At 42.0% G+C, this 21,228-nt stretch carries 18 protein-coding genes; 11 read left to right on the top strand and 7 right to left on the bottom strand.

Annotation, left to right across the window (positions count from 1 at the left end; all coding sequences use genetic code 11):
• The first annotated feature begins 576 nt into the window (after positions 1-576).
• Positions 577-1,122 (top strand): shikimate kinase, encoded by a 546-nt coding sequence (locus tag RMZ41_RS10130; RefSeq protein ID WP_322640177.1) that lies wholly within the window; start codon positions 577-579, stop codon positions 1,120-1,122.
• 206 nt (positions 1,123-1,328) lie between these two features.
• Here the strand turns inward: RMZ41_RS10130 and RMZ41_RS10125 are convergent, their stop codons facing one another.
• Together RMZ41_RS10125 and RMZ41_RS10120 are read right to left on the bottom strand one after the other, a co-directional pair.
• Positions 1,329-1,589: a Uma2 family endonuclease gene (locus RMZ41_RS10125; protein ID WP_409875055.1), complete on the bottom strand. Its 261-nt coding sequence runs from the start codon at positions 1,587-1,589 to the stop codon at positions 1,329-1,331.
• A complete protein-coding gene (locus tag RMZ41_RS10120) occupies positions 1,579-1,806 on the bottom strand; it encodes a hypothetical protein (RefSeq protein ID WP_322640176.1) in 228 nt (75 codons plus the stop codon). Before RMZ41_RS10120 ends, RMZ41_RS10125 begins: the two co-directional genes overlap by 11 nt.
• Before the next feature lie 448 nt (positions 1,807-2,254).
• On the opposite strand from RMZ41_RS10120, the gene argB reads away from it, so the two are divergent.
• Positions 2,255-3,151, top strand: a complete 897-nt coding sequence (argB, locus tag RMZ41_RS10115; RefSeq protein WP_322640175.1) for an acetylglutamate kinase — start codon at positions 2,255-2,257, stop codon at positions 3,149-3,151.
• A 55-nt stretch (positions 3,152-3,206) separates the two neighbouring features.
• On the opposite strand, the gene RMZ41_RS10110 is transcribed toward argB, so the two are convergent.
• A complete protein-coding gene (locus RMZ41_RS10110) occupies positions 3,207-3,629 on the bottom strand; it encodes a hypothetical protein (RefSeq protein ID WP_322640174.1) in 423 nt (140 codons plus the stop codon).
• A 169-nt stretch (positions 3,630-3,798) separates the two neighbouring features.
• Here RMZ41_RS10110 and RMZ41_RS10105 point away from each other — a divergent pair, with 169 nt between their 5' ends.
• Both RMZ41_RS10105 and RMZ41_RS10100 read left to right on the top strand, forming a co-directional pair.
• Positions 3,799-4,341 carry a tetratricopeptide repeat protein gene (locus RMZ41_RS10105; protein ID WP_322640173.1) on the top strand — a complete coding sequence of 181 codons (543 nt, stop codon included), beginning with the start codon at positions 3,799-3,801 and terminating at the stop codon, positions 4,339-4,341.
• A 204-nt stretch (positions 4,342-4,545) separates the two neighbouring features.
• Positions 4,546-5,430 carry a DUF3153 domain-containing protein gene (locus RMZ41_RS10100; protein ID WP_322640172.1) on the top strand — a complete coding sequence of 295 codons (885 nt, stop codon included), beginning with the start codon at positions 4,546-4,548 and terminating at the stop codon, positions 5,428-5,430.
• 497 nt (positions 5,431-5,927) lie between these two features.
• On the opposite strand, the gene psaB is transcribed toward RMZ41_RS10100, so the two are convergent.
• Together psaB and psaA are read right to left on the bottom strand one after the other, a co-directional pair.
• Positions 5,928-8,153 carry a photosystem I core protein PsaB gene (gene psaB, locus RMZ41_RS10095; protein WP_322640171.1) on the bottom strand — a complete coding sequence of 742 codons (2,226 nt, stop codon included), beginning with the start codon at positions 8,151-8,153 and terminating at the stop codon, positions 5,928-5,930.
• A 123-nt stretch (positions 8,154-8,276) separates the two neighbouring features.
• Positions 8,277-10,535 carry a photosystem I core protein PsaA gene (psaA, locus tag RMZ41_RS10090; RefSeq protein WP_322640170.1) on the bottom strand — a complete coding sequence of 753 codons (2,259 nt, stop codon included), beginning with the start codon at positions 10,533-10,535 and terminating at the stop codon, positions 8,277-8,279.
• 527 nt (positions 10,536-11,062) lie between these two features.
• On the opposite strand from psaA, the gene RMZ41_RS10085 reads away from it, so the two are divergent.
• Together RMZ41_RS10085 and RMZ41_RS10080 are read left to right on the top strand one after the other, a co-directional pair.
• Positions 11,063-12,673, top strand: coding sequence for a hypothetical protein (locus RMZ41_RS10085; RefSeq protein WP_322640169.1), 1,611 nt, complete (start codon positions 11,063-11,065; stop codon positions 12,671-12,673).
• A gap of 303 nt (positions 12,674-12,976) precedes the next feature.
• On the top strand, positions 12,977-14,794 hold the full coding sequence (locus tag RMZ41_RS10080; RefSeq protein WP_322640168.1) for an ATP-binding protein: 1,818 nt from the start codon (positions 12,977-12,979) through the stop codon (positions 14,792-14,794).
• 103 nt (positions 14,795-14,897) lie between these two features.
• Here RMZ41_RS10080 and glsA read toward each other — a convergent pair whose 3' ends face one another.
• Both glsA and RMZ41_RS10070 read right to left on the bottom strand, forming a co-directional pair.
• Positions 14,898-15,815, bottom strand: coding sequence for a glutaminase A (gene glsA / locus RMZ41_RS10075; RefSeq protein ID WP_322640167.1), 918 nt, complete (start codon positions 15,813-15,815; stop codon positions 14,898-14,900).
• Positions 15,816-15,849: 34 nt separating this feature from the next.
• Entirely contained in the window at positions 15,850-16,620 is a 771-nt protein-coding gene (locus RMZ41_RS10070) for an SIMPL domain-containing protein (protein WP_322640166.1), read from the bottom strand.
• A gap of 117 nt (positions 16,621-16,737) precedes the next feature.
• On the opposite strand from RMZ41_RS10070, the gene RMZ41_RS10065 reads away from it, so the two are divergent.
• The 5 genes from RMZ41_RS10065 (at position 16,738) to RMZ41_RS10045 (ending at position 21,129) form a co-directional block, all read left to right on the top strand.
• Complete coding sequence (locus tag RMZ41_RS10065; RefSeq protein WP_322640205.1) at positions 16,738-18,252, top strand: thioredoxin-like domain-containing protein; 1,515 nt, start codon at positions 16,738-16,740, stop codon at positions 18,250-18,252.
• A gap of 103 nt (positions 18,253-18,355) precedes the next feature.
• Positions 18,356-18,784 carry a KGK domain-containing protein gene (locus RMZ41_RS10060; protein ID WP_322640165.1) on the top strand — a complete coding sequence of 143 codons (429 nt, stop codon included), beginning with the start codon at positions 18,356-18,358 and terminating at the stop codon, positions 18,782-18,784.
• Complete coding sequence (locus RMZ41_RS10055; RefSeq protein WP_322640164.1) at positions 18,781-19,134, top strand: DUF952 domain-containing protein; 354 nt, start codon at positions 18,781-18,783, stop codon at positions 19,132-19,134. Before RMZ41_RS10060 ends, RMZ41_RS10055 begins: the two co-directional genes overlap by 4 nt.
• 188 nt (positions 19,135-19,322) lie before the next feature.
• Entirely contained in the window at positions 19,323-19,982 is a 660-nt protein-coding gene (locus RMZ41_RS10050; RefSeq protein WP_322640163.1) for a Uma2 family endonuclease, read from the top strand.
• Positions 19,983-20,211: 229 nt separating this feature from the next.
• Positions 20,212-21,129 carry an RluA family pseudouridine synthase gene (locus tag RMZ41_RS10045; protein WP_322640204.1) on the top strand — a complete coding sequence of 306 codons (918 nt, stop codon included), beginning with the start codon at positions 20,212-20,214 and terminating at the stop codon, positions 21,127-21,129.
• Positions 21,130-21,228 lie beyond the last annotated feature (99 nt).

Here is a 21,228-nt window from a genome sequence, read left to right as displayed (position 1 = left end):
GTTTGCATCTGTTTTATTATTTTCGAGAAATGGTATAAGAAGCAACGGAAAGAAGGCTTTTTTGATTGTGCTGAGTTTTTTGAAAAATTAAATATTATTCCAAGATCGCCCGAGTTACTTTAAATACATTAATAACAGCAGTTAATCGATATTAAATATAAGATGAATTTATAAAATCTACAAAAGATTTAAAGTTATAAAAAATATACGTAAATTTGATATTGATAAAGGAAAAGCTTTAGCAATCGTTGAAAATAAATTTATGGAAGGTTTTATTTGTAGTAATATTCCTGCGGAAATTACTAATCTTATTGTTCCAACTTGCTCCCCGATCGATTGCATTGGTACAGCCCGACCCAGGTATCGCTTGAATACGCAGGTATGAGTAGTTAAGTTTATAATTGGAAACTGTGACTCAAAACTCAGAACTAATCAGGACTTACGCAAGAACTCTCTGAAACTCTTATTCCTTTGTGTCCTACCCTTCGGGAAGCCACTTCGTGTCTATGCGTCCTTTGCGATTCGTTTTATCATGATTTTGCGTAAGTCCTATAATTAATTGGAGCAAAGCAACTGGTGAGCAGCTTATTACAAGGAGTCAACCTGTACTTAATTGGCATGATGGGCGTTGGTAAGACTACGGTAGGGCGCTTACTCGCAAAGCATCTAAGTTATGGGTTTGTGGATACCGATGATGTCATAACCCAAGCAACAGGTAAATCTATAAATCAGTTATTTGCAGAAGTTGGTGAAGCAGAGTTTCGCAAGGTAGAAAGTGACGTGCTTTCACAAGTTTGTGCTTTTACAAAATTGACTGTCGCAACCGGTGGGGGCATTGTATTACGGCGAGAAAATTGGAGTTACTTGCACCACGGTTTGATAGTGTGGCTAGATGTGCCAGTTGAACTACTTTACAGCCGTTTAGCTGAGGATACCACCAGACCGCTCTTGCAAGATGCTGACCTCAAGGGTAAACTGCGATCGCTTCTCGAACAACGAACACCACTTTACTCTCAAGCCGATTTGTACATCACCGTCCAAGAGGGAGAAACACCTGAAGACATTGCCAACAGAATAATTGAGGTAATTCCTAGCGTTCTCAAACCACAAGTTTCTCATTAATCGGGAATATTAATCTAACTGTGTCTGCACATTTTTTCAACTGGATGTCTTGGGTTTGCAAGCTCCATACAAGCGTCAGTATACAGATTATGGCGTAGCGTAATGTGATTGCTTCTCGAACAACGAACACCACTTTATTCTCAGCGAATACTTGAAGCAATTCCTAACGTTTTCAAAACACAAGTTTCTCATTAAGAAGACTTAAATTACCAAATTTTGGTCATCCGTAGGATAAACCCTGGTAATTCTGGATTACCACTAACTACTTCGGGATTTTCCAAAATCTCAACTTCTCGATTCGGACGGTAAATGTAGACTTTTCGATTCTGCCGATCTATTAACCAGCCTAGTGATGTACCGTTATCGATGTACTCCTGCATTTTCTCTTGTAATTTGATCAAGCGATGTCTACGACGGGCTACGCCTACGCTAGATGAGCGTAACTCAATCAGGTATCTACCACTCATCTATATCTACCTGTTCGCAACCTTGTTCAATTGCTTCGCGCATTAACTGAATATCATTTGGTGATATTGTACCTGCAAAATTTAATAATTGTTTACCAGGAACACCATGAATTTGCGAACCTACTAAAGTTCTGGCAAACTCCAGTACTCGATATTGCAAGTCTTCAGGCATAACTTTTAATTCTTCAATTAGCCGATCGAGAATCGATGTATCCATATTTCTCCTAATAATTTTCGATTCTGGTTGCTAGTCCTTATTTTAGAGACTTTCACCTTTCTGAGACAGATAATAAGTAAAAATTTTCTTTAATAGCAGAACAGTCTTTTCATCTAACAGAATCGCATTACCGCGATGTCTCTTGACTTGCCTCTATGCGTCTGGACATCCAAATAAGAGATAATTTGTGAGTGATAAGTAGAGCGATGTGAATAATTCAAGGTTTGTAGTGAGGACTTTAGTCCTCTTATGAGGGCTGAAGCCCTCACTACGAACTAATTTCAATATTTTTACATTACTACTTAATCTAGTTTGATTTATTCTCACCGACTTACTTACCTATACAAAAAGCCTATTTTTGCTCTTGGCAGCTATGAGATATTGTTACAGGTTACAAAGTCTTCTACACTTACTGAAATAGGTTTTAACTCTCTCTGTTAGGCTCCTCATGACGGTCAACGATTCTGAATACATTAGGCAAACTGAAGCCACTCGTGTACGTGTACTAAGCGAAGCACTACCTTATATTCAACAATTTGCCGGTCGCACTGTTGTTGTTAAATATGGTGGCGCAGCGATGAAAGATAGCGCACTCAAAGACAAAGTGATCCGCGACATTGTATTCTTGTCCTGCGTGGGCTTGCGGCCAATTGTAGTCCACGGCGGTGGCCCAGAAATTAATAGTTGGTTAGATAAGTTGGGAATCGAACCACAATTTAAGAATGGTCTGCGAGTCACTGATGCCGCCACAATGGATGTGGTGGAAATGGTTTTAGTTGGTCGAGTTAACAAAGAAATTGTCGCCCTAATTAACCAAGCTGGTGGATTGGCTGTAGGACTTTGTGGTAAAGACGGTAATCTATTTACAGCCCGTCCCCAAGGTCAAGAAGACATCGGTTTTGTCGGGGAGGTCAGTAATGTTAACATCAAGATTTTGGAAACCCTTGCTGGCAATGGGTATATTCCGGTAGTGTCTAGCGTCGCCGCAGACGAGACAGGGCAAGCTTATAACATTAACGCCGATACTGTAGCTGGAGAAATCGCTGCGGCACTAGGAGCAGAAAAGTTAATTTTACTGACCGACACCAGTGGAATTTTAAAAGATTACAAAGACCAATCTACTTTGATTCCGAAAGTAGATATCCGCGAAGCCCGCGAGTTGATTGTCAATGGTATAGTTAGCGGTGGGATGATTCCCAAAGTTAATTGTTGTGTGCGATCGCTTGCTCAAGGAGTTCGTGCAGCACACATTATTGATGGTCGCATTCCCCACGCCCTGTTACTAGAAATCTTTACTGATGTTGGGATTGGGACGATGATTCTCGGTTCGCAATTTATGTCGTAGAGTTTAATAGTCGTGAATGAATTTTTGATACTCGCCTGCCATACTCCCTGATTTCCTACCGAGGATAGGTAATAATAACCCGCGAAGGTGGGGAGCAGCTTGTCGTCAGACATCGCCCACCGCTAAATGGTGTACGCTGCCATGAATTATTTATAATCACCGGATTAACTAGGGTTGAGTCCCGAATTGCTGGATTGATCGGCGTGGAGTTTTTCACGTTTTGCCTTACCTGCGGATAGTAAGAATCGGGGTAATCAGTGCGTTGTGGCATTAGTCTCGTTTTTGGGTTTACAGCCATAGGTGTGGGAATCGGGCTACCATAAATCAAGGAACTAACAGCAGGTGAACGCATAACTCCATAAGCGCCATCAACAACGATCGCACGCTGGCCAAAAGCTGGAGCAATACTTGCAGGCATCACTGCTAAAGTCATACCTACTAGGAGCCAATTCAGTTGCGAATGCTTGATTTTCAGCATAATTTTGCTCACCTGCATTTGATACCAGAGTTTTTAATCAGAAAATAGTCTCAGTTCCTTAGTTAAAATTTTAGAAGTTTATCCACTTTCAGATTGCCAGCCTTTGAAAAGATTCCAAAAAGATTGCTGCATTGGCAAAATTAAAATAGTGCTAATTTTTGTATAAGACGTGAGTGCAGAAAGTTTAGAAATTGCTAAAACCTTTTATCAGACGGGGAAAATTGCCTTTGAAAATGGGCGATACCGCGAAGCTGTAGAAAATTTAGAAAAGGCCAGCGCCCTATTAGCTCGTAATTCTCCCTTTGGGGGTGAAGTAGAAATTTCCCTGGTGACAGCTTATGAAGCGGCTGGACGCACGGATGATGCGATCGCTCTTTGCGAAAGACTCAAACGCCATCCCTATATTGAAATCAGCAAACAAGCGCGACAGATGGTTTACATCTTAAAAGCACCAAAGCTGAAAAGACCCAGTGAATGGATGACCCAAATCCCCGATTTGAACAAACTACCAGATAATGAGCTAAAAATTTCTATAGCTGCTAAACCTACTAAATCTTCCGTGCAGCAGAAGCCTAAATCTATAGAGCCAGAATTTGTTGACCTCAGTCAGGTCAATACAAGGGATAATCGCTTTATCTGGGTAGCGCTAATTGCTATTGGTTTAACCATCTCGTACTTAGTTTGGTTGAATTTTTCAGGAACCCCTGGCTGATACCAATTTTGGATTTTGGATTTGAGATTTGAGTTTTAGTTCATGTGTCACCCGCAAGGATTGAGGCATCAACCAAAATCCAAAATTTAAAATCTTCGAACTTCATCCGTTTATTGATGAGGCTAATCCAAAACCCAAGTTGCGCTGGAAGCGCACCAAAAGCGCGACCTAAAATCCAAAATCTGTTGACTTTTGGGGAAATTTATGGTTTCAAATTATTCAATTTTGGGAAAGATTGTCTGGTGGTTAATCAGACCATTTAGTTATGTGTTGACATTAAATGGTCGAAATCGCATAAACCGCACCTTTTTGATGCGAAATCTGATTTTGTGGCTAGTGCTGTTAACATCCCTATTACTGACTGGCTGTGTTAAGTACGATGTGGGGCTTAACTTTGACAATTCAAATAGTGGCGAACTAGTACAGCATATTAAATTGGGAGAGCGGCTAACCAGTTTTAGTGGTGATTCTGTGTACGAATGGTTAAACAGTATAGAACGCCGCGCCCGTCAATTAGAAGGTAAAACGCAGCGAGTTTCCCAAGAAGAAATTATCGTCACAATTCCTTTTAGCAGTGGTAGGGAATTGCAAGAGAAGTTCAACGAGTTTTTTAATTCCCGTGGAAATCAACCCTCTGAATCTGTACAGAGTAAATCTGACTCAGAACTGCCGAAAATTGAATCGAACGTCCTCTTAGAGCAGAATTATTTTTTACTTTTAGTTCGGAATCGGTTAATTTATGATTTGGATTTGCGATCGCTCTCCCTAATTGCCAGCAAAGGTAATGTTCTGGCTAATGCTGGTTCAATTCTCGACTTGGAATTTAGCTTGAAGACTCCTTGGGGAGCTAAAAATATTCAACTAACTGAAACTGCCATTGAACCAGAAAAAAATGGCAATCAACTAGTGTGGAGACTTCAACCTGGGCAACTTAACCATATAGAAGCGGTTTTCTGGCTTCCCAGTCCCCTTGGTATTGGTGCATTGTTAATTACCCTATTTGTCTGGGGAGGATTGTACTTGAGATATAATTTCATGCCCGATCCTAGAATTCAGTTTCCTCCCAAAGCAGCAACTATCCAAGAATAGTAGCTCGATCTTGCCAGTTAAGGGATTTTCAAGAATTGAAGAAGAATTCAGAAGTCAGACAATACTGTTCGGTTAAGGTAAGAGACGCGATAAATCGCCGTCTCTACAATAATCAGTCCTTTGTAGAGACGGCGATTTATCGCGTCTTTAGGATCGTATTATTTTCATCAACTAACCTTAATCGAACCGTATTGAGAAGTCAGAATGAAGAGGCGACGCTCGAATACTCGCTATTCTCGTAGAGAGCGTCTTGAAAACCACCAAATTTTTAATACCGTTTATTCATCTACCAGTCGCACAAAATTTATTCTGTTAGCGGATAGCTAAGGTTTAGCCCATTCTGGCTCCTGACTCCTGAATTCTGTTTTGATCTATCTCATTTTGTCGGGTGAGCATCTTGCCTGCCCTTCCTTTATTTTTTCCACTCAAAACCCAAAAAAATCCCCCACCTTGCGGCAGGGGATTTTTATTACTTGCCTACAAAACTAGCAGCCGAATTAACCGAACTTACCAGCAGTAGAAGCAATCAAGAACGCGGCGTAAGTCACGACATAGCCAACAGCGAAGTGAGCTAGACCAACTACACGAGCTTGAACGATGGACAGAGCCACGGGCTTGTCTTTCCAGCGAACTAGGTTAGCTAGAGGAGTCCGTTCGTGTGCCCAAACAAGGGTTTCAATCAACTCTTGCCAGTAACCTCTCCAGGAGATTAAGAACATGAAGCCAGTAGCCCAAACTAGGTGTCCAAATAAGAACATCCAAGCCCAGACAGACAGGTTATTCACACCGTAGGGGTTGTAACCGTTAATCAACTGAGCAGAGTTAGCCCAGAGGTAATCGCGGAACCAGCCCATGAGGTATGTAGAGTTCTCATTGAACTGAGCAACGTTACCTTGCCAAACACCGAGATGTTTCCAGTGCCAGTAGAAGGTTAACCAACCAATGGTGTTGAGCATCCAGAACGCAGCTAGATAGAAGGAATCCCATGCTGAGATATCGCAAGTACCGCCACGACCGGGGCCGTCGCAAGGGAAGGCATAGCCGAAGTCCTTTTTATCGGGCATCAGCTTAGAACCACGGGCATCCAAAGCACCTTTGACCAAGATCAAGGTGGTGGTGTGCAGACCTAGAGCGATCGCATGGTGTACCAAGAAATCACCAGGGCCAATTGTCAAGAACAGGGAGTTAGTACCAGCATTGATGGCATCTAACCAGCCTGGCAACCAAACGTTAGCGTAGTTAGGCCATGCTGTGTAAGCAACACTGTCGGGGTTAGATAACAAAGTATCTAAACCGTACAGTACCTTACCGTTAGCAGCTTGGACGAATTGAGCAAATACTGGCTCAATCAAGATTTGCTTTTCAGGAGTACCGAAAGCAACTACTACGTCGTTGTGTACGTACAGACCAAGGGTGTGGAAGCCTAAGAAAAGGGATACCCAGCTGAGGTGGGAGATAATCGCTTCTTTGTGCTTTAACACACGCTCAAGAACGTTACCCTTATTTTGCTCTGGGTCGTAATCACGAACCCAGAAGATTGCACCGTGAGCAAAAGCACCAAGCATCAGGAATCCAGCAATATACTGGTGATGCGTGTACAACGCTGCCTGGGTTGTGTAGTCCTTCGCAATAAATGCGTAGGAAGGCATGGAGTACATGTGCTGCGCTACTAGGGAAGTAATAACACCTAACGCTGCTAAGTGCCATCCCAATTGGAAGTGCAGGGAGTTGTTGTAGGTGTCGTAAATACCTTGGTGAGGTAGGTTAAACGGCCCTTCAACTGGAATACCAAAGAAATTCTTGGCATTCAATGCTTCTTTAAGACTGTGACCAATCCCAAAGTTTGTCCGGTACATGTGACCGGCAACGATGAATAGAACTGCGATCGCTAAGTGGTGGTGAGCGATGTCGGTCAGCCACAAAGCTTCTGTCTGAGGATGGAAGCCACCCAAGAAACTCAGAATTGCAGTTCCTGCACCTTGAGATGTCCCAAATACATGACCGGGAGTGTCAGGGTTTTGAGAGTAAACACCCCAGTTGCCTGTAAAGAATGGTGTTAAACCAGCTGGATGGGGTGGGGTGTTGAGGAAGTTATCCCAACCTACGTGCTGACCGCGAGATTCGGGGACAGCAACGTGAATTAAGTGACCAGCCCAAGCCAATGAACTAACACCAAACAAACCTGCTAAGTGGTGGTTAAGGCGGTGTTCAGCGCTCTTAAACCATGCCAAGCTAGGACGGTACTTGGGTTGTAAGTGCAGCCAGCCAGCAAACAGTAGTACAGCAGCGAATACCAGCAAGAAGACTGAACCGTTGTACAGTTCGCCGTTATTCCGCATACCGATGGTATACCACCAATGGTAGAGACCAGAGTAGGTAATGTTTACCGGATTGCTAGCGCCAGCTTGGGTAAAAGCTTCGATCGCTGGTTTACCGAAGTGGGGGTCCCAAATCGCGTGGGCGATGGGACGGATGTGAAGGGGATCTTTAATCCACTGTTCAAAGTTACCTTGCCAGGCTACGTGGAACAGGAGGCTGGATGCCCACAGGAAGATGATTGCCAAGTGACCGAAGTGAGTTGCGAAAATCTTTTGGTAAAGATTTTCTTCCGTCATGCCATCATGGGTTTCAAAATCGTTGCCTGTAGCGATCGCATACCATATCCGACGAGTCGTCGGATCCTGTGCGAGATCCTGGCTAAATTTCGGAAATTTCGTCGCCATAGGTTTAATAAATCCTCTGACCTTTAGCCATCAAGTATCAGCGTCTAGAGTCCTGAGTTTTGAGTTCTAAGTTCCGAGTTCTCAGCACTTAGCACTCAGCACTCAGCACTCCATAACTGATTGCTACCCTACTGAAAGGATGTGTGCATGGAAGAACGCCCAAGTTGTGGCAATTCCTCCTAAGAGGTAGTGAGCTACCCCTACAGCCCGACCCTGAATAATACTCAAAGCGCGAGGCTGAATAGATGGTGCTACCTTCAGTTTGTTATGCGCCCAAACAATGGACTCAATTAGTTCTTGCCAGTAGCCGCGACCACTGAACAGGAACATCAAGCTGAATGCCCAAACAAAGTGAGCGCCTAAGAACATGAGTCCATAAGCAGATAGCGCACTGCCGTATGAATTGATGACTTGTGTAGCTTGTGCCCACAAGAAGTCCCGTAACCAACCATTGATGGTAATAGCACTTTGGGCAAAGTTACCACCAGTGATGTGAGTCACAGCACCGTCTGCATCTACGGTTCCCCACACATCTGATTGCATCTTCCAGCTGAAGTGGAAAATTACAATTGACAGGGAGTTGTACATCCAGAAGAGTCCGAGGAATACGTGATCCCAACCAGACACTTGACAAGTACCGCCACGACCAGGCCCGTCGCAGGGGAAGCGGAAGCCCAGGTTTGCTTTGTCTGGAATCAGACGAGAGCTACGGGCAAACAGCACACCTTTGAGCAGAATTAGTACAGTGACGTGAATGGTGAAGGCGTGAATGTGGTGAATTAGGAAATCCGCTGTACCCAACGCAATGGGCATCATCGCCACTTTACCGCCAACAGCCAAGATACCGCCGCCAAAGGCATAGCTAACTGGTTCTAGTGCATTGGGAGCAGTGCCACCGGGAGCCAATGTGTGGATATTTTGTACCCACTGGGCAAATACTGGCTGCAACTGAATCCCTGTATCAGAGAACAAGTCTTGAGGACGACCCAATGCGCGCATTGTGTCGTTGTGAATGTAAAGTCCAAAGCTATGGAAGCCAAGGAAAATACATACCCAGTTCAGGTGAGAAATAATCGCGTCACGGTGGCGAAGCACTCGATCGAGCAAGTTATTTTGGTTAACAACAGGATCGTAATCCCGCACCATGAAGATAGCAGCGTGAGCCGCTCCACCAACGATCAAGAAGCCACCAATCCAAATATGGTGAGTGAATATGCACAACTGTGTAGCGTAGTCAGTTGCCAAATATGGATAGGGGGGCATCGCGTACATGTGATGCGCGATGATGATGGTCAGTGAACCCAAGAAGGCTAGGTTTGTAGCCAACTGAGCGTGCCAAGATGTGGTCAGGTTTTCGTAAAGACCTTTGTGACCTTCACCTGTGAAAGGGCCTTTGTGGTTTTCTAGAATCTCTCTAATGCTGTGACCAATACCCCAGTTAGTACGGTACTGATGACCAGCAACAATAAAGAGAACTGCGATCGCTAAGTGGTGATGAGAAATATCAGTTAACCACAAGCCACCAGTTACTGGGTTCAGACCGCCCTTGAAGGTTAAGAAGTCAGCATACTGACCCCAGTTCAAGGTGAAGAAAGGTGCTAAACCAGCAGCAAAACTAGGATACAACTCGGTCAACAAGTCTTTGTTCAAGATGAACTCGTGGGGCAAGGGGATGTCTTTGAGAGCAACGCCTGCATCCAAAAGCTTGTTGGTCGGTGCGGACACGTGGATTAAGTGACCTGCCCATCCCAAGGAACCACAACCTAGCAATACTTGCAAGTGGTGATTCAGCATCGACTCCACATTCTGGAACCATTCCAGTTTAGGAGCGCGTTTGTGGTAGTGGAACCAGCCAGCAAATAAGAATAAGCCTGCTAGTACCAAGCCACCGATGGCAGTGCAGTAAAGCTGGAAGGAGTTTGTAATCCCCCAACCACGCCATACTTGGAACAAACCGGAAGTGATTTGAATACCGTGGAAACCACCGCCAACATCACCGTTTAAAATGTCTTGTCCAACAATAGGCCAAACGACTTGAGCGCTAGGCTTAACGTTTAACGGGTCACTTAGCCAAGCTTCGTAGTTAGAAAACTTCGCGCCGTGGAAAATCATCCCGCTCAACCAGATTGTCACTACGGCTAGGTGGCCGAAGTGGGCTGAGAATATCTTGCGGGATATATCTTCTAAATCGCTTGTATGTGTATCGAAATCATGGGCGAGTGCGTGCAGGTTCCAAATCCATGTGGTGGTTTTGGGACCTCTGGCTAAGGATCTGTCAAAGTGTCCAGGTTGCGCCCATCTCTCGAATGAGGTTGGAACCGGATCGTTATCGACGATTACTCTTGCCTTCTTTTCCTCTCGCTCCGGAGGACTTATTGTCATTTGACCTCCTCTCTTGATAAGGAATGAGGAATCATGAATACCACAAAGTGAACCATTACCGCATACTCAGAATTTCACTGAAGCCGCGATGAAGACCCTATGTGGATAGTTGTTTCTCGTTGAATTATAGAGTCTTCACCTGCACTTTGTTGGAGATATTTTAACAATAATTCAAACTTCGTGGAATATTGCTGAAATTACCGCCCGATCTGCCTTTTAACTTCAAAGTATTTGTCTAAAAGTCAATAGATTAACCATTTTAATTTACAAAGAATAACAATTGGTAAGTTTTATGATTTTGCTGTATACGCTTGGCTTACAGCTTTTATTGTTATTACTTATGAACATTTGTGTCATATTTCCATTGTTGTAAGTAAAAAGCTGTAAAAGGTATGACTTGTTTTAAAATTTACTGGAATAAGTAGGGGATTTGAGGTAGATTTCACCTTTTGGGCTATAGTGCCAGATGGACAGTTTGAGCGAAAATAATCTGTGCAATTGTCGAAGACTATCGCTGGGTACAACGCATGAACTCGTGGCAGAGAAGGGTGTTAGAAAAGCTTCTCCCTGAGAAGTTCCCTATTCTTAAGTGGATAATGACATTGGTGCTGGTATTAAGCTTGACCAGTTGTGGCGAGAAAGCCGATAGCCAGGAAGTATCAACTGGTTATAGAGAAAACCCTCCACAGATTTCTCAAATTTCAAAGCAATTTTCGGAAGTCTCCCCACCATCTGTTATTCAAGCACTGCGTCCAAGTTTGGAAGTTTATCAGCCACAAGTGGCAATTGTGACTCCTAAACCTGATGAAGTTTTCCAAGATAATAAAGTTACAGCCAGTTTTCAGGTTAAGGATCTACCAATATTTAAAGATCCACAATTACAACTGGGGCCGCATCTCCATGTAATTCTGGATAATCAACCTTATATTCCTGTTTACGATCTGAACCAACCCTTGGTTTTGCCAGAGTTATCTCCAGGTACTCATACTCTGCGTGTCTTTGCTTCTCGTCCTTGGCATGAAAGCTTTAAGAATGAAGGTGCTTATGCCGAAACAACATTTCACGTCTTTACTAAAACCGACGACAACAACCCAGATCCCAAGTTACCCCTGTTAACTTACAGCCGTCCTCAAAGTAGCTACGGGGCAGAGCCAATCTTACTAGACTTTTATCTAACTAATGCTCCTCTGCATCTCGTTGATAAGGAAAACACTAACGAAGGATTTAGTGATTGGCGCATCCGCGTCACAATTAATGGTGAAAGCTTTGTTTTCGATCGCTGGCAAGCAGTTTATCTTAAAGGTTTCCAAACTGGTAAAAACTGGATAAAGCTAGAATTTCTCGATAATCAGGGAAATCCTCTCAAAAATGCCTTCAATACGACAGTGCGAGTCATTGACTATGAGCCAAAGGGTAAAGATACTTTGTCGAAAATTGTCAGAGGAGAACTCACAGCAGATGAAGTGCGCGGCATTGTAGACCCGAATTATAAACTTACACCTACACCTACTGTTGAAAAAACACCCCAGATACAACCGAAGTTAGAAAAACAGCCCATTCCTGAAACTGAAGTTCCGAAAGAATCGAAAACACAACCAGAACAACCAAAATTGGAAGTTCCAACGGCTGTACCATCTCCCACCTTATCCCCAACACCACCAGAAATAATTACGCCAACGGTAACGCCGACTCCTGAATCAACGCCGCTACCTGAAAAAGTTACCCCTCAGCCAACTAAACCTAAAGTTGACGGATTTTTTAACCGTCGGGCGAGTAAGACACCTACTCCAGAAGCAACAGTTGAGCCATCTCCTAGTTTGCCACCCACGCTACCAGAGATTATTGAGCCTCCAGCACCAGAAATAATTACGCCAACCCCAGAACCACAGCCAGAGGTAACGCCAACTCCTGAATCAACGCCGTTACCTGAAAAAGTTGCGCCTCAGACAACAAAATCTAGATTCGGTGGATATTTTAAGCGTCGAACGAGCAAGACACCTACTCCACAGGTAACAGTTGTACCATCTCCTAGCTTGCCTCCTACACTGCCAGAGATTATTGAGTCTCCAGCACCGGAAATAATTACGCCAACAACTCCATCGGCTGAATTCTTAGAAAAACAAGTTCAACAGCCATAAAAGACAGGATTTAGCTCTCAATACTGCTCGGGTAAAACATTTTTAACTCGGCATTGGGTTTAGGGAAAAGGTTAAAGGGTAAAGGTTAAAGGTTTTTCCTTTTCTCTTTTCCCTTTAACCTTTAAGCAACAAGTATTGACTTAGCTCTTTATTTGTGAAAATTCGCGTTGTTCAGATACCCGATTTCTTTAAGAAGTCGGGGATATTAAAACTATGCAATAAAAAGTTTCAAAATTTTTGCTTTTGCTGAATCATTAGGGAATTTTAAGTAAGGATGACTTTTATTGCTTGCTTAGGATTAATATGGCTTTTCAGACTCCAGGTTCAGGTTTTTCATCAGCTTACGACGATGTTATCGTTGTACAATCAAGCAGGAAAGGGTGGTTCTCAAAAATTACCAACAGTCTGAGTATTGGTAACAAAATTAAATTTGGATATGGTCTTGCCCTCGGTGTGGGAATTGTCGGAACCACAATTGGGTTAGTGTTTGGCGATCGCTATCAGCAACAGGCGTTGCAAAATCAACAAAATGCCTTTAAAGAACTCAATTTGCTTTATCAGCTTCAAACAAGTATCCTTCAAACCCGGACGCATCAACAGCAACTCATTCCATTAGTGAGAAATCCAAAGCTGTACAAAGAGGAATATCACCACATTACTAGTACACATGCACCTGAAATGAAGCAGGTTTGGTTGGAACTTCAAACATATATAAAAACTGCCGATTATGCGAACCAAAGCCACACTGAGAATATTCCTCTGCTTCTAAAAACTTATGAAGGTGTAACACAAAATTATATCCAGCAACTTGAGGAACTATTTCAGCAACTTGATTTATCTCCTTTGACTGAGAGTAAAATTGCGATCGCTCAAGGACGACTATTGAAGTTTACCAACAGTGAGTTAGCGCTCCAGTTTGATGGTATATCTGATGAACTAGTCACTATAATTAATACCTCTTATCAGGAATTACAAGCAGCAACGGCAACGTTTAAGAGCGCAGCACAAATACGGTTTCAAATTATTGTTGCTAGTATTCTCTTGTCAATAGTAATTGCTAGTGTTTTAGCTTTTTTGACAAGTCGAACCATTACCCGTCCTATCGAAGCACTAACGAATGTGGCGCAGCAAGTCACTAAAGAATCTAACTTTGATCTGCAAGCACCTGTGATGACAACGGATGAAATTGGAATATTAGCTATTGCATTTAACCAAGTTTTGCACAGGGTTAAATGTCTACTGGAAGAACAACAAGCAGCTGCATTTTTCCAACAGCAAACGCAAGAAGCCCAATTGCTCCAAAGTGAGAAAATGTCTAGTTTAGGACGAATGGTAGCTGGCATTGGCCACGAAATTAATAATCCGGTAAATTTTATCTACGGGAATTTAGATCCTGCTATTCAACACGTAGATGATTTATTAACATTGTTACAAACCTATCGCCAAGAAGTGCCTATTCCACCTCTAGCGGTACAAGCCCACGCTAATGAAATTGATGCAGAATTTGTAGAAGAAGATTTACCTAAACTTTTGCACTCAATGAAGTTCGGTGCCGATCGCGTCCGCCAAATTGTCTTGAGTTTGAAAAACTTTTCTCGCCTAGATGAAGCAGAAGCCCATGCAGTCAATTTACACGAATGCATTGAGAGTACCTTACTCATTCTCAATAACCGCATCAAAAAAGGCATTACCATTGAGCGCTGCTACAGTGATATTCCTAGTATTGAAGGTTTTTCTAGCTCCCTTTATCAAGTGTTTATGAATATTCTCAACAATGCCCTTGATGCATTGGAGGAACAACATGATAGTCAGGAATACCCACGAATTGCGATCGCTACCGAAGTTCAAGACAAATGGGTAGTTGTGCGTATCGCCGATAACGGTTCTGGTATTGCCCCTGAGACTCAAGAGAAAATTTTTGAAATGTTTTTTACCACTAAAGCCACAGGCGTTGGCACTGGTATGGGGCTTTCAATTAGTCATCAAATTGTAGTCGAAAAACATGGAGGACAACTAACTTGTAAATCTGAGGTGGGTAATGGTACAGAATTTATTATTTCTCTCCCCATTCAAAAGGTGCATTTACCCAAAGACACTCAACAAATAATTACTAATTCGTAATTCGTAATTCGTAATTAAAAAACTGGTCAGAGTAAGATGTTTTTATAGGTGGTAGTCGAGAATGTTATGGTTTTTGGAGTATAAATCCTTATCCATAGCGTAATTACGAATTACGAATTTTCAGCTGTAATTCTTGCGCTAAAGCCTCAACAAAGAGAAGCCCCCCTAGAGGGTTTCCGATATTATCCAACCCAGGACTGTAGCAAGCGATCGCTCCCTCACCTGGTACTATTGCTATCAGTCCACCGCCAATCCCTGATTTCATCGGTAGACCAATTCTGACTGCAAACTCCGCAGAAGCTTCATAAAGTCCACAAATTGACATCACAGCGTTGACAATTCGGCGATTTTGTGAATTTACCAAGCTATTTTCAAAAGCTAGAATTTTTCCTAACAGGGCTAAATCTTCAACTCGCCCTGAAATGCAGCATATTTGATTATAAGTGTCAAGTGCTGTTTCAAGATTTTCTAGATGACCTGTTTCGGCAAGATAGTTTGCGATCGCTTCATTGGCTGTTGAGCGTGTTAATCGCACTGAAGTCAACATCACTTCGTCTAAATGTAGTTGACAACCTGCTAATTGATTCAACCATTGACAAAATAAAAAGGTGCGTTGGCTAGCGTCCTTTCCTGGTAACTTATCAGCGAGGGTGATTGCACCACTATTAATCATCGGGTTGCGGGGACGGCCGCGATCGCTAACTAATTGTTCTAAAGAATTAAAGGGTGCATCTGATGGTTCTACTCCAACCCAGCTAAAAACTGTTTCTGCACCAAAATGTTCTAGCAGATAAAGTAGGGAAAATGTTTTAATCACGCTCATTAGCGGGAAAATACAAGCTGTATCCCCAAAGCTGATGGTTTTCCCTGATTTACAGCAGATATGGACTGCAAACCAACCAGGATTAGCTTTTGCTAATTGCGGAATGCGATCGATAACTCGTCCCTGTTTCGCCTGGATTTTAGCTTGTTGTACCCAAACTGATAACTCTGTAGTAGTTAGTTTATTAAGTCCTTTCAAAGCTGTTAAACCATTTCTAGTTTAAATGAAGCTGTTACTGTTGAGCGGGTTGGTAGCGAACTTGTAAAGTTACAAAAGTTTCTATTCTTTGTTCTCCAGCGACAACAGGCGTGCTAGCTAAATTCATTGGAGCCGCTTTCTGTATTAAGTCAGTCATCTCCATCGCTACTGGCATAGGTGGACGAGCGCCGTTAATTTGAATGCTCACAATTTCCTGTTGCTTGAGTTGCAAAGCACCAAGCGCCGCATCTGCTTGAGAACGAGCATCTTTCGAGGCTGCATCAATTGCCTGCTTTTGGGCAGCAGCTATTGCCTTATCGGATGCTACTAATGTTACACCATCAATTCGCGTAGCTCCGGTTTTAATCGCTTCATCTAGCAACCTACCAATTTTTTCTGGAGGAATTTGGAAGCGTACAAGATTACTTGCAGAATAGCCAATTATTTGGTTGCCATCTTTTGGGCTGTAGCGAGGACTTAAAGTGATACTAGTGGTTTCTAATTTAGTCACATCTTGACGGGCTTTTAATAAGTTAACCACTGCTTGCGATCGCTTAACAAGCTCCTCTTGGACAAGTCCAGATGTTTCACCCTGTACCTGAACGCCTAAACTAACTCGTGCATTTGTTTTGGGAATATCCACCATACCTCTTCCAGAAACCACAAGTGTTTGAGATTGGAATGACACATTTGGTTCAACTCGGCTTTGGCTTTGAGCCGCTTGACAACCTACTAAACTTAACAAACATAAAGCAGATAGCAACCGTGGTAGTGTTTTACCAAAATCGACTTTAAAATTTATCAAAGAATAATACATAACTGTATGAGAAAATTTTCGTGTGTTTCTAATGTGGCACTTGGTCAATTGATAACTGATAACGTTACAGTTTTGGAAACTTAAAAAATTGCCTTGCCTTTTACTATGCTTCCCCGTGTTAGAGCGCCTGAATTACCGCAAAATTACTCTTGGCTCAATACCGATAAACCTTTGTCTCTTAAACAACTTAAAGGTAGAGTCGTAATTTTAGATTTTTGGACATACTGCTGTATCAACTGTTTGCATATCTTGCCAAACCTAAAATATTTAGAACAAAAATATAAAGATAGCCTTACCGTTATTGGTGTCCATTCCGCCAAATTTGACAATGAGAAAGAAACCGAAAATATTCGCCAAGCCATCTTGCGCTACGACGTTGAACACCCGGTTGTAATTGACAGCAATTTTCGACTTTGGGAAGAATATGCTGTACGTGCTTGGCCTACTTTAATAATTATTGATCCAGAAGGTTACGTAATTGGTCAAATTGCTGGCGAAGGAAACCGTGACGCTTTAGACGAGTTGATTCAAAAGTTAATTCAGCAACACCAGGATAAAGGTACGATTAATTTTCAAGAAATTAGCTTGACTTTAGAAAAACAGCGTCAACCATTAATTACACCCCTAGCTTTTCCTGGTAAAGTGTTAGCTACCCAAGCAGGTTTGTTCATTGCTGATTCTGGACATCATCGCCTGGTTATGAGTAGCTTCGATGGTGAAATTCTGCATTTGATTGGTACTGGAAAATCTGGTTTAACTGATGGTGCTTTTCACGAAGCGCAGTTTTTTGCACCACAGGGAATGGCTTATGATGCAGAAAATCAAATTCTTTATGTTGCTGATACAGAAAATCATACCTTGCGGCGAGTTGATTTGAAGCGTCAAGTAGTTGAAGTGATCGCAGGAACTGGTGAACAAAGCCGCAATATTCATCCTCATAGCGGTACTGCTTTAGAAACCGCGCTAAATTCCCCTTGGGATTTAGTGAAAGTGGGAAATACGCTATTTATTGCAATGGCTGGGCCGCATCAAATTTGGGAAATGGATTTAGAAACTAACATCATTAAAACTTATGCTGGTACTGGTGCAGAAGCTTGCATTGATGGTTCACTTACCGAATCTGCTTTTGCTCAACCTAGCGGTATTACTAATAATGGGCAAGAATTATATATCGCTGACAGTGAAGTTAGTTCAATTCGTGGTGTTGGAATTGTAGAACCCTATCAAGTGCGAACCATTTGCGGTAGTGGCGGTTTATTTGATTTTGGTGATGTAGATGGACAAGGTGAAAATGTCCGTTTGCAACACTGTTTAGGAGTTGAATTCGCTCAGAATTTTATATGGGTTGCAGATACCTACAATCACAAAATTAAATTAGTTAGTCCTAGTGGCAATTGTCAAACAGTTTTAGGAGATGGTAGTGCGGATTTACAAGATGGACAAGGTAAGAATAGCCAATTTTTTGAACCTTCTGGATTAAGTGCGATCGCTTCTTTTTTATATATTGCCGATACCAATAATCATGCTATCCGCCGCGTAGATTTGAAGACTCTTGAGGTTACAACAGTAGAATTTATTGGTTTGTGTGCGCCAGATGTTTGTATTCCACCTGATTCATAGTGTTTAAGTATTTTCACTAACTTGATATCAACAAAATTACAGAATAAGCTGGGAGTAAGCTTAAATTACCAAGCTAGTTATGCTCTGAATTGACTCGATTGATATGAATAATAAATTCATTACTCTAGACTGTGATGATGATGTTGTACTCTTGCAGACAGATACTTTTAAAGTTAGCAGATTAAAGGAATTAGTTCGGCAACAGATTTGCAGCAAGTGGGAAAATCATATTGCTTCTGATTTCTTAACTCAAAAAGCTATCACTTCAATTTCTGCATTTTTCCAGCAACTAGCTTTTAATCAAGAAACTATCAAAATAGATGAAATTAAATTTAATTTGGTTACAGATTGCCAGATACTTAAAATTAAAGGTACAGGCTGGCAGAAAGGTAAACTGGAAATTCAAATATATATATCAAATACAACCAAAGATAAATATAAATTTTGTCTTAAATTTTGTCCTTATGAACAAGATGAACCTGAATCGCCTTTAGATGATATCCGTAAAATGATACAAGCAGAAACAACATGAATACCATCCTCCACATCACCAAACGCCAACAATGGGAAGACGCGAAAATACTCGATAGCTATCGCGCTGATTCGCTAGAGAGTGAAGGTTTTATACATTGTTCAAAGTCAACGCAAATACTTAAGGTTGCACAGAGATTTTTTAATAATCAAAAAGAATTGGTACTATTGTTTATTGATTCTGAGAAAGTACAAGCTGAAATTCGTTATGAAGAGGCTGAAATTGGCGAGTTATTTCCTCATATTTATGGTGAGTTAAATATTGAAGCTGTGTATCAAGTGATTGATTTTGAAGCTGGGGAAAATGGTTTATTTGAGTTGCCGCAAGAAGTTATAAATTTAGAAGAATAACGAACCGCCAAGGCGCGAAGAGGGAAAATGATAAGTCAAGGGTTTGAGGTAGGTGTATATTGATAAAATGGCGTTATTTTTGGATTTCTAGCTAATGGCTAGGGCTTTGCTACATCCAATTTGGTAAAATTCCTTTTCGCTCATCTCTAATTTGAGTAAAAATGAAGTTATTTAACAACTAACATCCTATGGTTACTCTTCAACTCAGCCAAATTCGAGTTCCACCGGGGCAAAGGATAATATTGGAGGATGTTAGTTGGCAGGTATTTGAAGCAATCCTCAAGGAGTTGGGAGAACATCGTAGAAATCGAGTAGCATACAGCCAAGGAACACTAGAAATCATGGCTCCATTACCAGAACATGAGCGAACTAAGGTAATCATCGGAGACTTGGTGAAAGCTTTGCTAGATGAACTCGATCTAAATTGGGAATCTTTAGGTTCAACTACCTTTAAGCGGAAAGATACAAGTGTAGGTATTGAACCTGATGATTGTTTTTATATTCAAAACTATAAGCTAATGATTGGGAAAGACAAAATCGACTTAACAGTTGATCCTCCTCCTGATTTAGCGATTGAAATTGATGTCACTTCTAAAACCCAAATTAGTGCCTACGAAGCGTTGAAAGTACCTGAAATTTGGCGATATGAAAACAAAAACCTAGAAATTAGCTTGCTGCAAGGTGAACAATATGTGCAGTCTCTCATAAGCCCCACATTTCCTGCTTTTTCGATGATAGAACTTATTCCTCGGTTTGTGGAAATGGCACAAACTATAGGAATGAGTTCAACACTTAGAGTATTTCGACAATTGGTAAGACAACAAATACAAAATAGCGAAAGCAAATAGAATTCGCGGGTACAAAAATTCTTGTCCGCTAAGGTAAAATCAAGGTTTTGCCTGGGTAGACGCGATTTATAACGCCCTTTTAAAGTATTTCGCGCTTTACTTAAAGAAGGGGAATTAATAATCTAGAGTAATTGTGACCGAATTTAATTTACAAATCCAAGAAAATAGCGATCGCTTCTCTTCTAATATAGAGAATGAAGTACCTAGCTTACTTCCCTCCAGTAATACGATACACTGCACCGACACTAAAGGCGATCGCCTCGACCGTTTCCTTTCCCAAGAATTACCTGATTTATCCCGTTCGCGCATCCAACAGTTAATCGAACAGGGTAATGTCCAACTTAACGATAAAGTTTGCACTTCCAAGAAGATCAATGTCAAGCTAGGCGATCGCATCACTCTGGAAATACCAGAAGCACAACCCCTAGAATTGCTAGCAGAAAATATCCCTTTGGATATTCTCTACGAAGATGACCAATTACTCATTCTTAACAAACCCGCAGGTTTAGTTGTCCATCCCGCACCCGGTCATCCAGATGGCACACTGGTAAATGCTTTGTTGGCTCACTGTCCCAATTTACCAGGAATTGGCGGAGTCCAACGTCCGGGAATTGTCCATCGATTGGATAAGGATACAACGGGAGCGATTGCGATCGCTAAAACAGAAGTTGCTCATCATCATCTACAAGCACAACTCAAAGCAAAAACTGCACGTAGAGAATACTTGGGCGTGGTTTACGGTGCGCCAAAACTTGAAAATGGCACAATTGACTTACCCATTGGTCGCCATCCACAAGACCGCAAGAAAATGGCTATTATGCCTATTGAACAAGGCGGACGGTCTGCCGTCACTCATTGGCGAGTACTAGAACGCCTTGGTAACTATACATTAATCCACTTCCAACTAGAAACAGGACGCACCCATCAAATCCGCGTCCACAGCGCTAAAATGGGTCATCCCATTGTCGGCGATCCAGTTTATAGTTCTGGTCATTCAGTGGGCGTAAACTTGCCCGGTCAAGCACTCCACGCTTGGCGACTAAAATTGCAACATCCCATCTCTGGCGAGATGATTGAGGTGACAGCTACACCTCCCACCCAATTTACAAAACTTTTAGAGATGTTAAAAAGGCGAACTGCACCTTAAGCTGAAACTAACCCCATTTTACAGACATTGGCCATTGAGAAAAAAACCATACCCAATTCCCAATTCCCAATGCCCATTAACAACTAGCGTGCATCAGAC

Source organism: Nostoc sp. DedVER02 (genome assembly GCF_034530675.2).
GTDB lineage: Bacteria > Cyanobacteriota > Cyanobacteriia > Cyanobacteriales > Nostocaceae > Nostoc.
The sequence above is the reverse complement of the archived record's forward strand: the minus strand, read 5'-3'. Positions and strand labels throughout refer to the sequence as shown.

Excerpts from the sequence above, each read along its gene's own strand:
- RMZ41_RS10125 (WP_409875055.1), bottom strand. The coding sequence starts at position 1,589 with ATGAGTGGTAGATACCTGATTGAGTTACGCTCATCTAGCGTAGGCGTA.
- RMZ41_RS10120 (WP_322640176.1), bottom strand. The coding sequence starts at position 1,806 with ATGGATACATCGATTCTCGATCGGCTAATTGAAGAATTAAAAGTTATG.
- argB (WP_322640175.1), top strand. The coding sequence starts at position 2,255 with ATGACGGTCAACGATTCTGAATACATTAGGCAAACTGAAGCCACTCGT.
- RMZ41_RS10110 (WP_322640174.1), bottom strand. The coding sequence starts at position 3,629 with ATGCTGAAAATCAAGCATTCGCAACTGAATTGGCTCCTAGTAGGTATG.
- RMZ41_RS10100 (WP_322640172.1), top strand. The coding sequence starts at position 4,546 with ATGGTTTCAAATTATTCAATTTTGGGAAAGATTGTCTGGTGGTTAATC.
- psaB (WP_322640171.1), bottom strand. The coding sequence starts at position 8,153 with ATGGCGACGAAATTTCCGAAATTTAGCCAGGATCTCGCACAGGATCCG.
- psaA (WP_322640170.1), bottom strand. The coding sequence starts at position 10,535 with ATGACAATAAGTCCTCCGGAGCGAGAGGAAAAGAAGGCAAGAGTAATC.
- RMZ41_RS10085 (WP_322640169.1), top strand. The coding sequence starts at position 11,063 with ATGAACTCGTGGCAGAGAAGGGTGTTAGAAAAGCTTCTCCCTGAGAAG.
- RMZ41_RS10080 (WP_322640168.1), top strand. The coding sequence starts at position 12,977 with ATGGCTTTTCAGACTCCAGGTTCAGGTTTTTCATCAGCTTACGACGAT.
- RMZ41_RS10065 (WP_322640205.1), top strand. The coding sequence starts at position 16,738 with ATGCTTCCCCGTGTTAGAGCGCCTGAATTACCGCAAAATTACTCTTGG.
- RMZ41_RS10060 (WP_322640165.1), top strand. The coding sequence starts at position 18,356 with ATGAATAATAAATTCATTACTCTAGACTGTGATGATGATGTTGTACTC.
- RMZ41_RS10055 (WP_322640164.1), top strand. The coding sequence starts at position 18,781 with ATGAATACCATCCTCCACATCACCAAACGCCAACAATGGGAAGACGCG.
- RMZ41_RS10050 (WP_322640163.1), top strand. The coding sequence starts at position 19,323 with ATGGTTACTCTTCAACTCAGCCAAATTCGAGTTCCACCGGGGCAAAGG.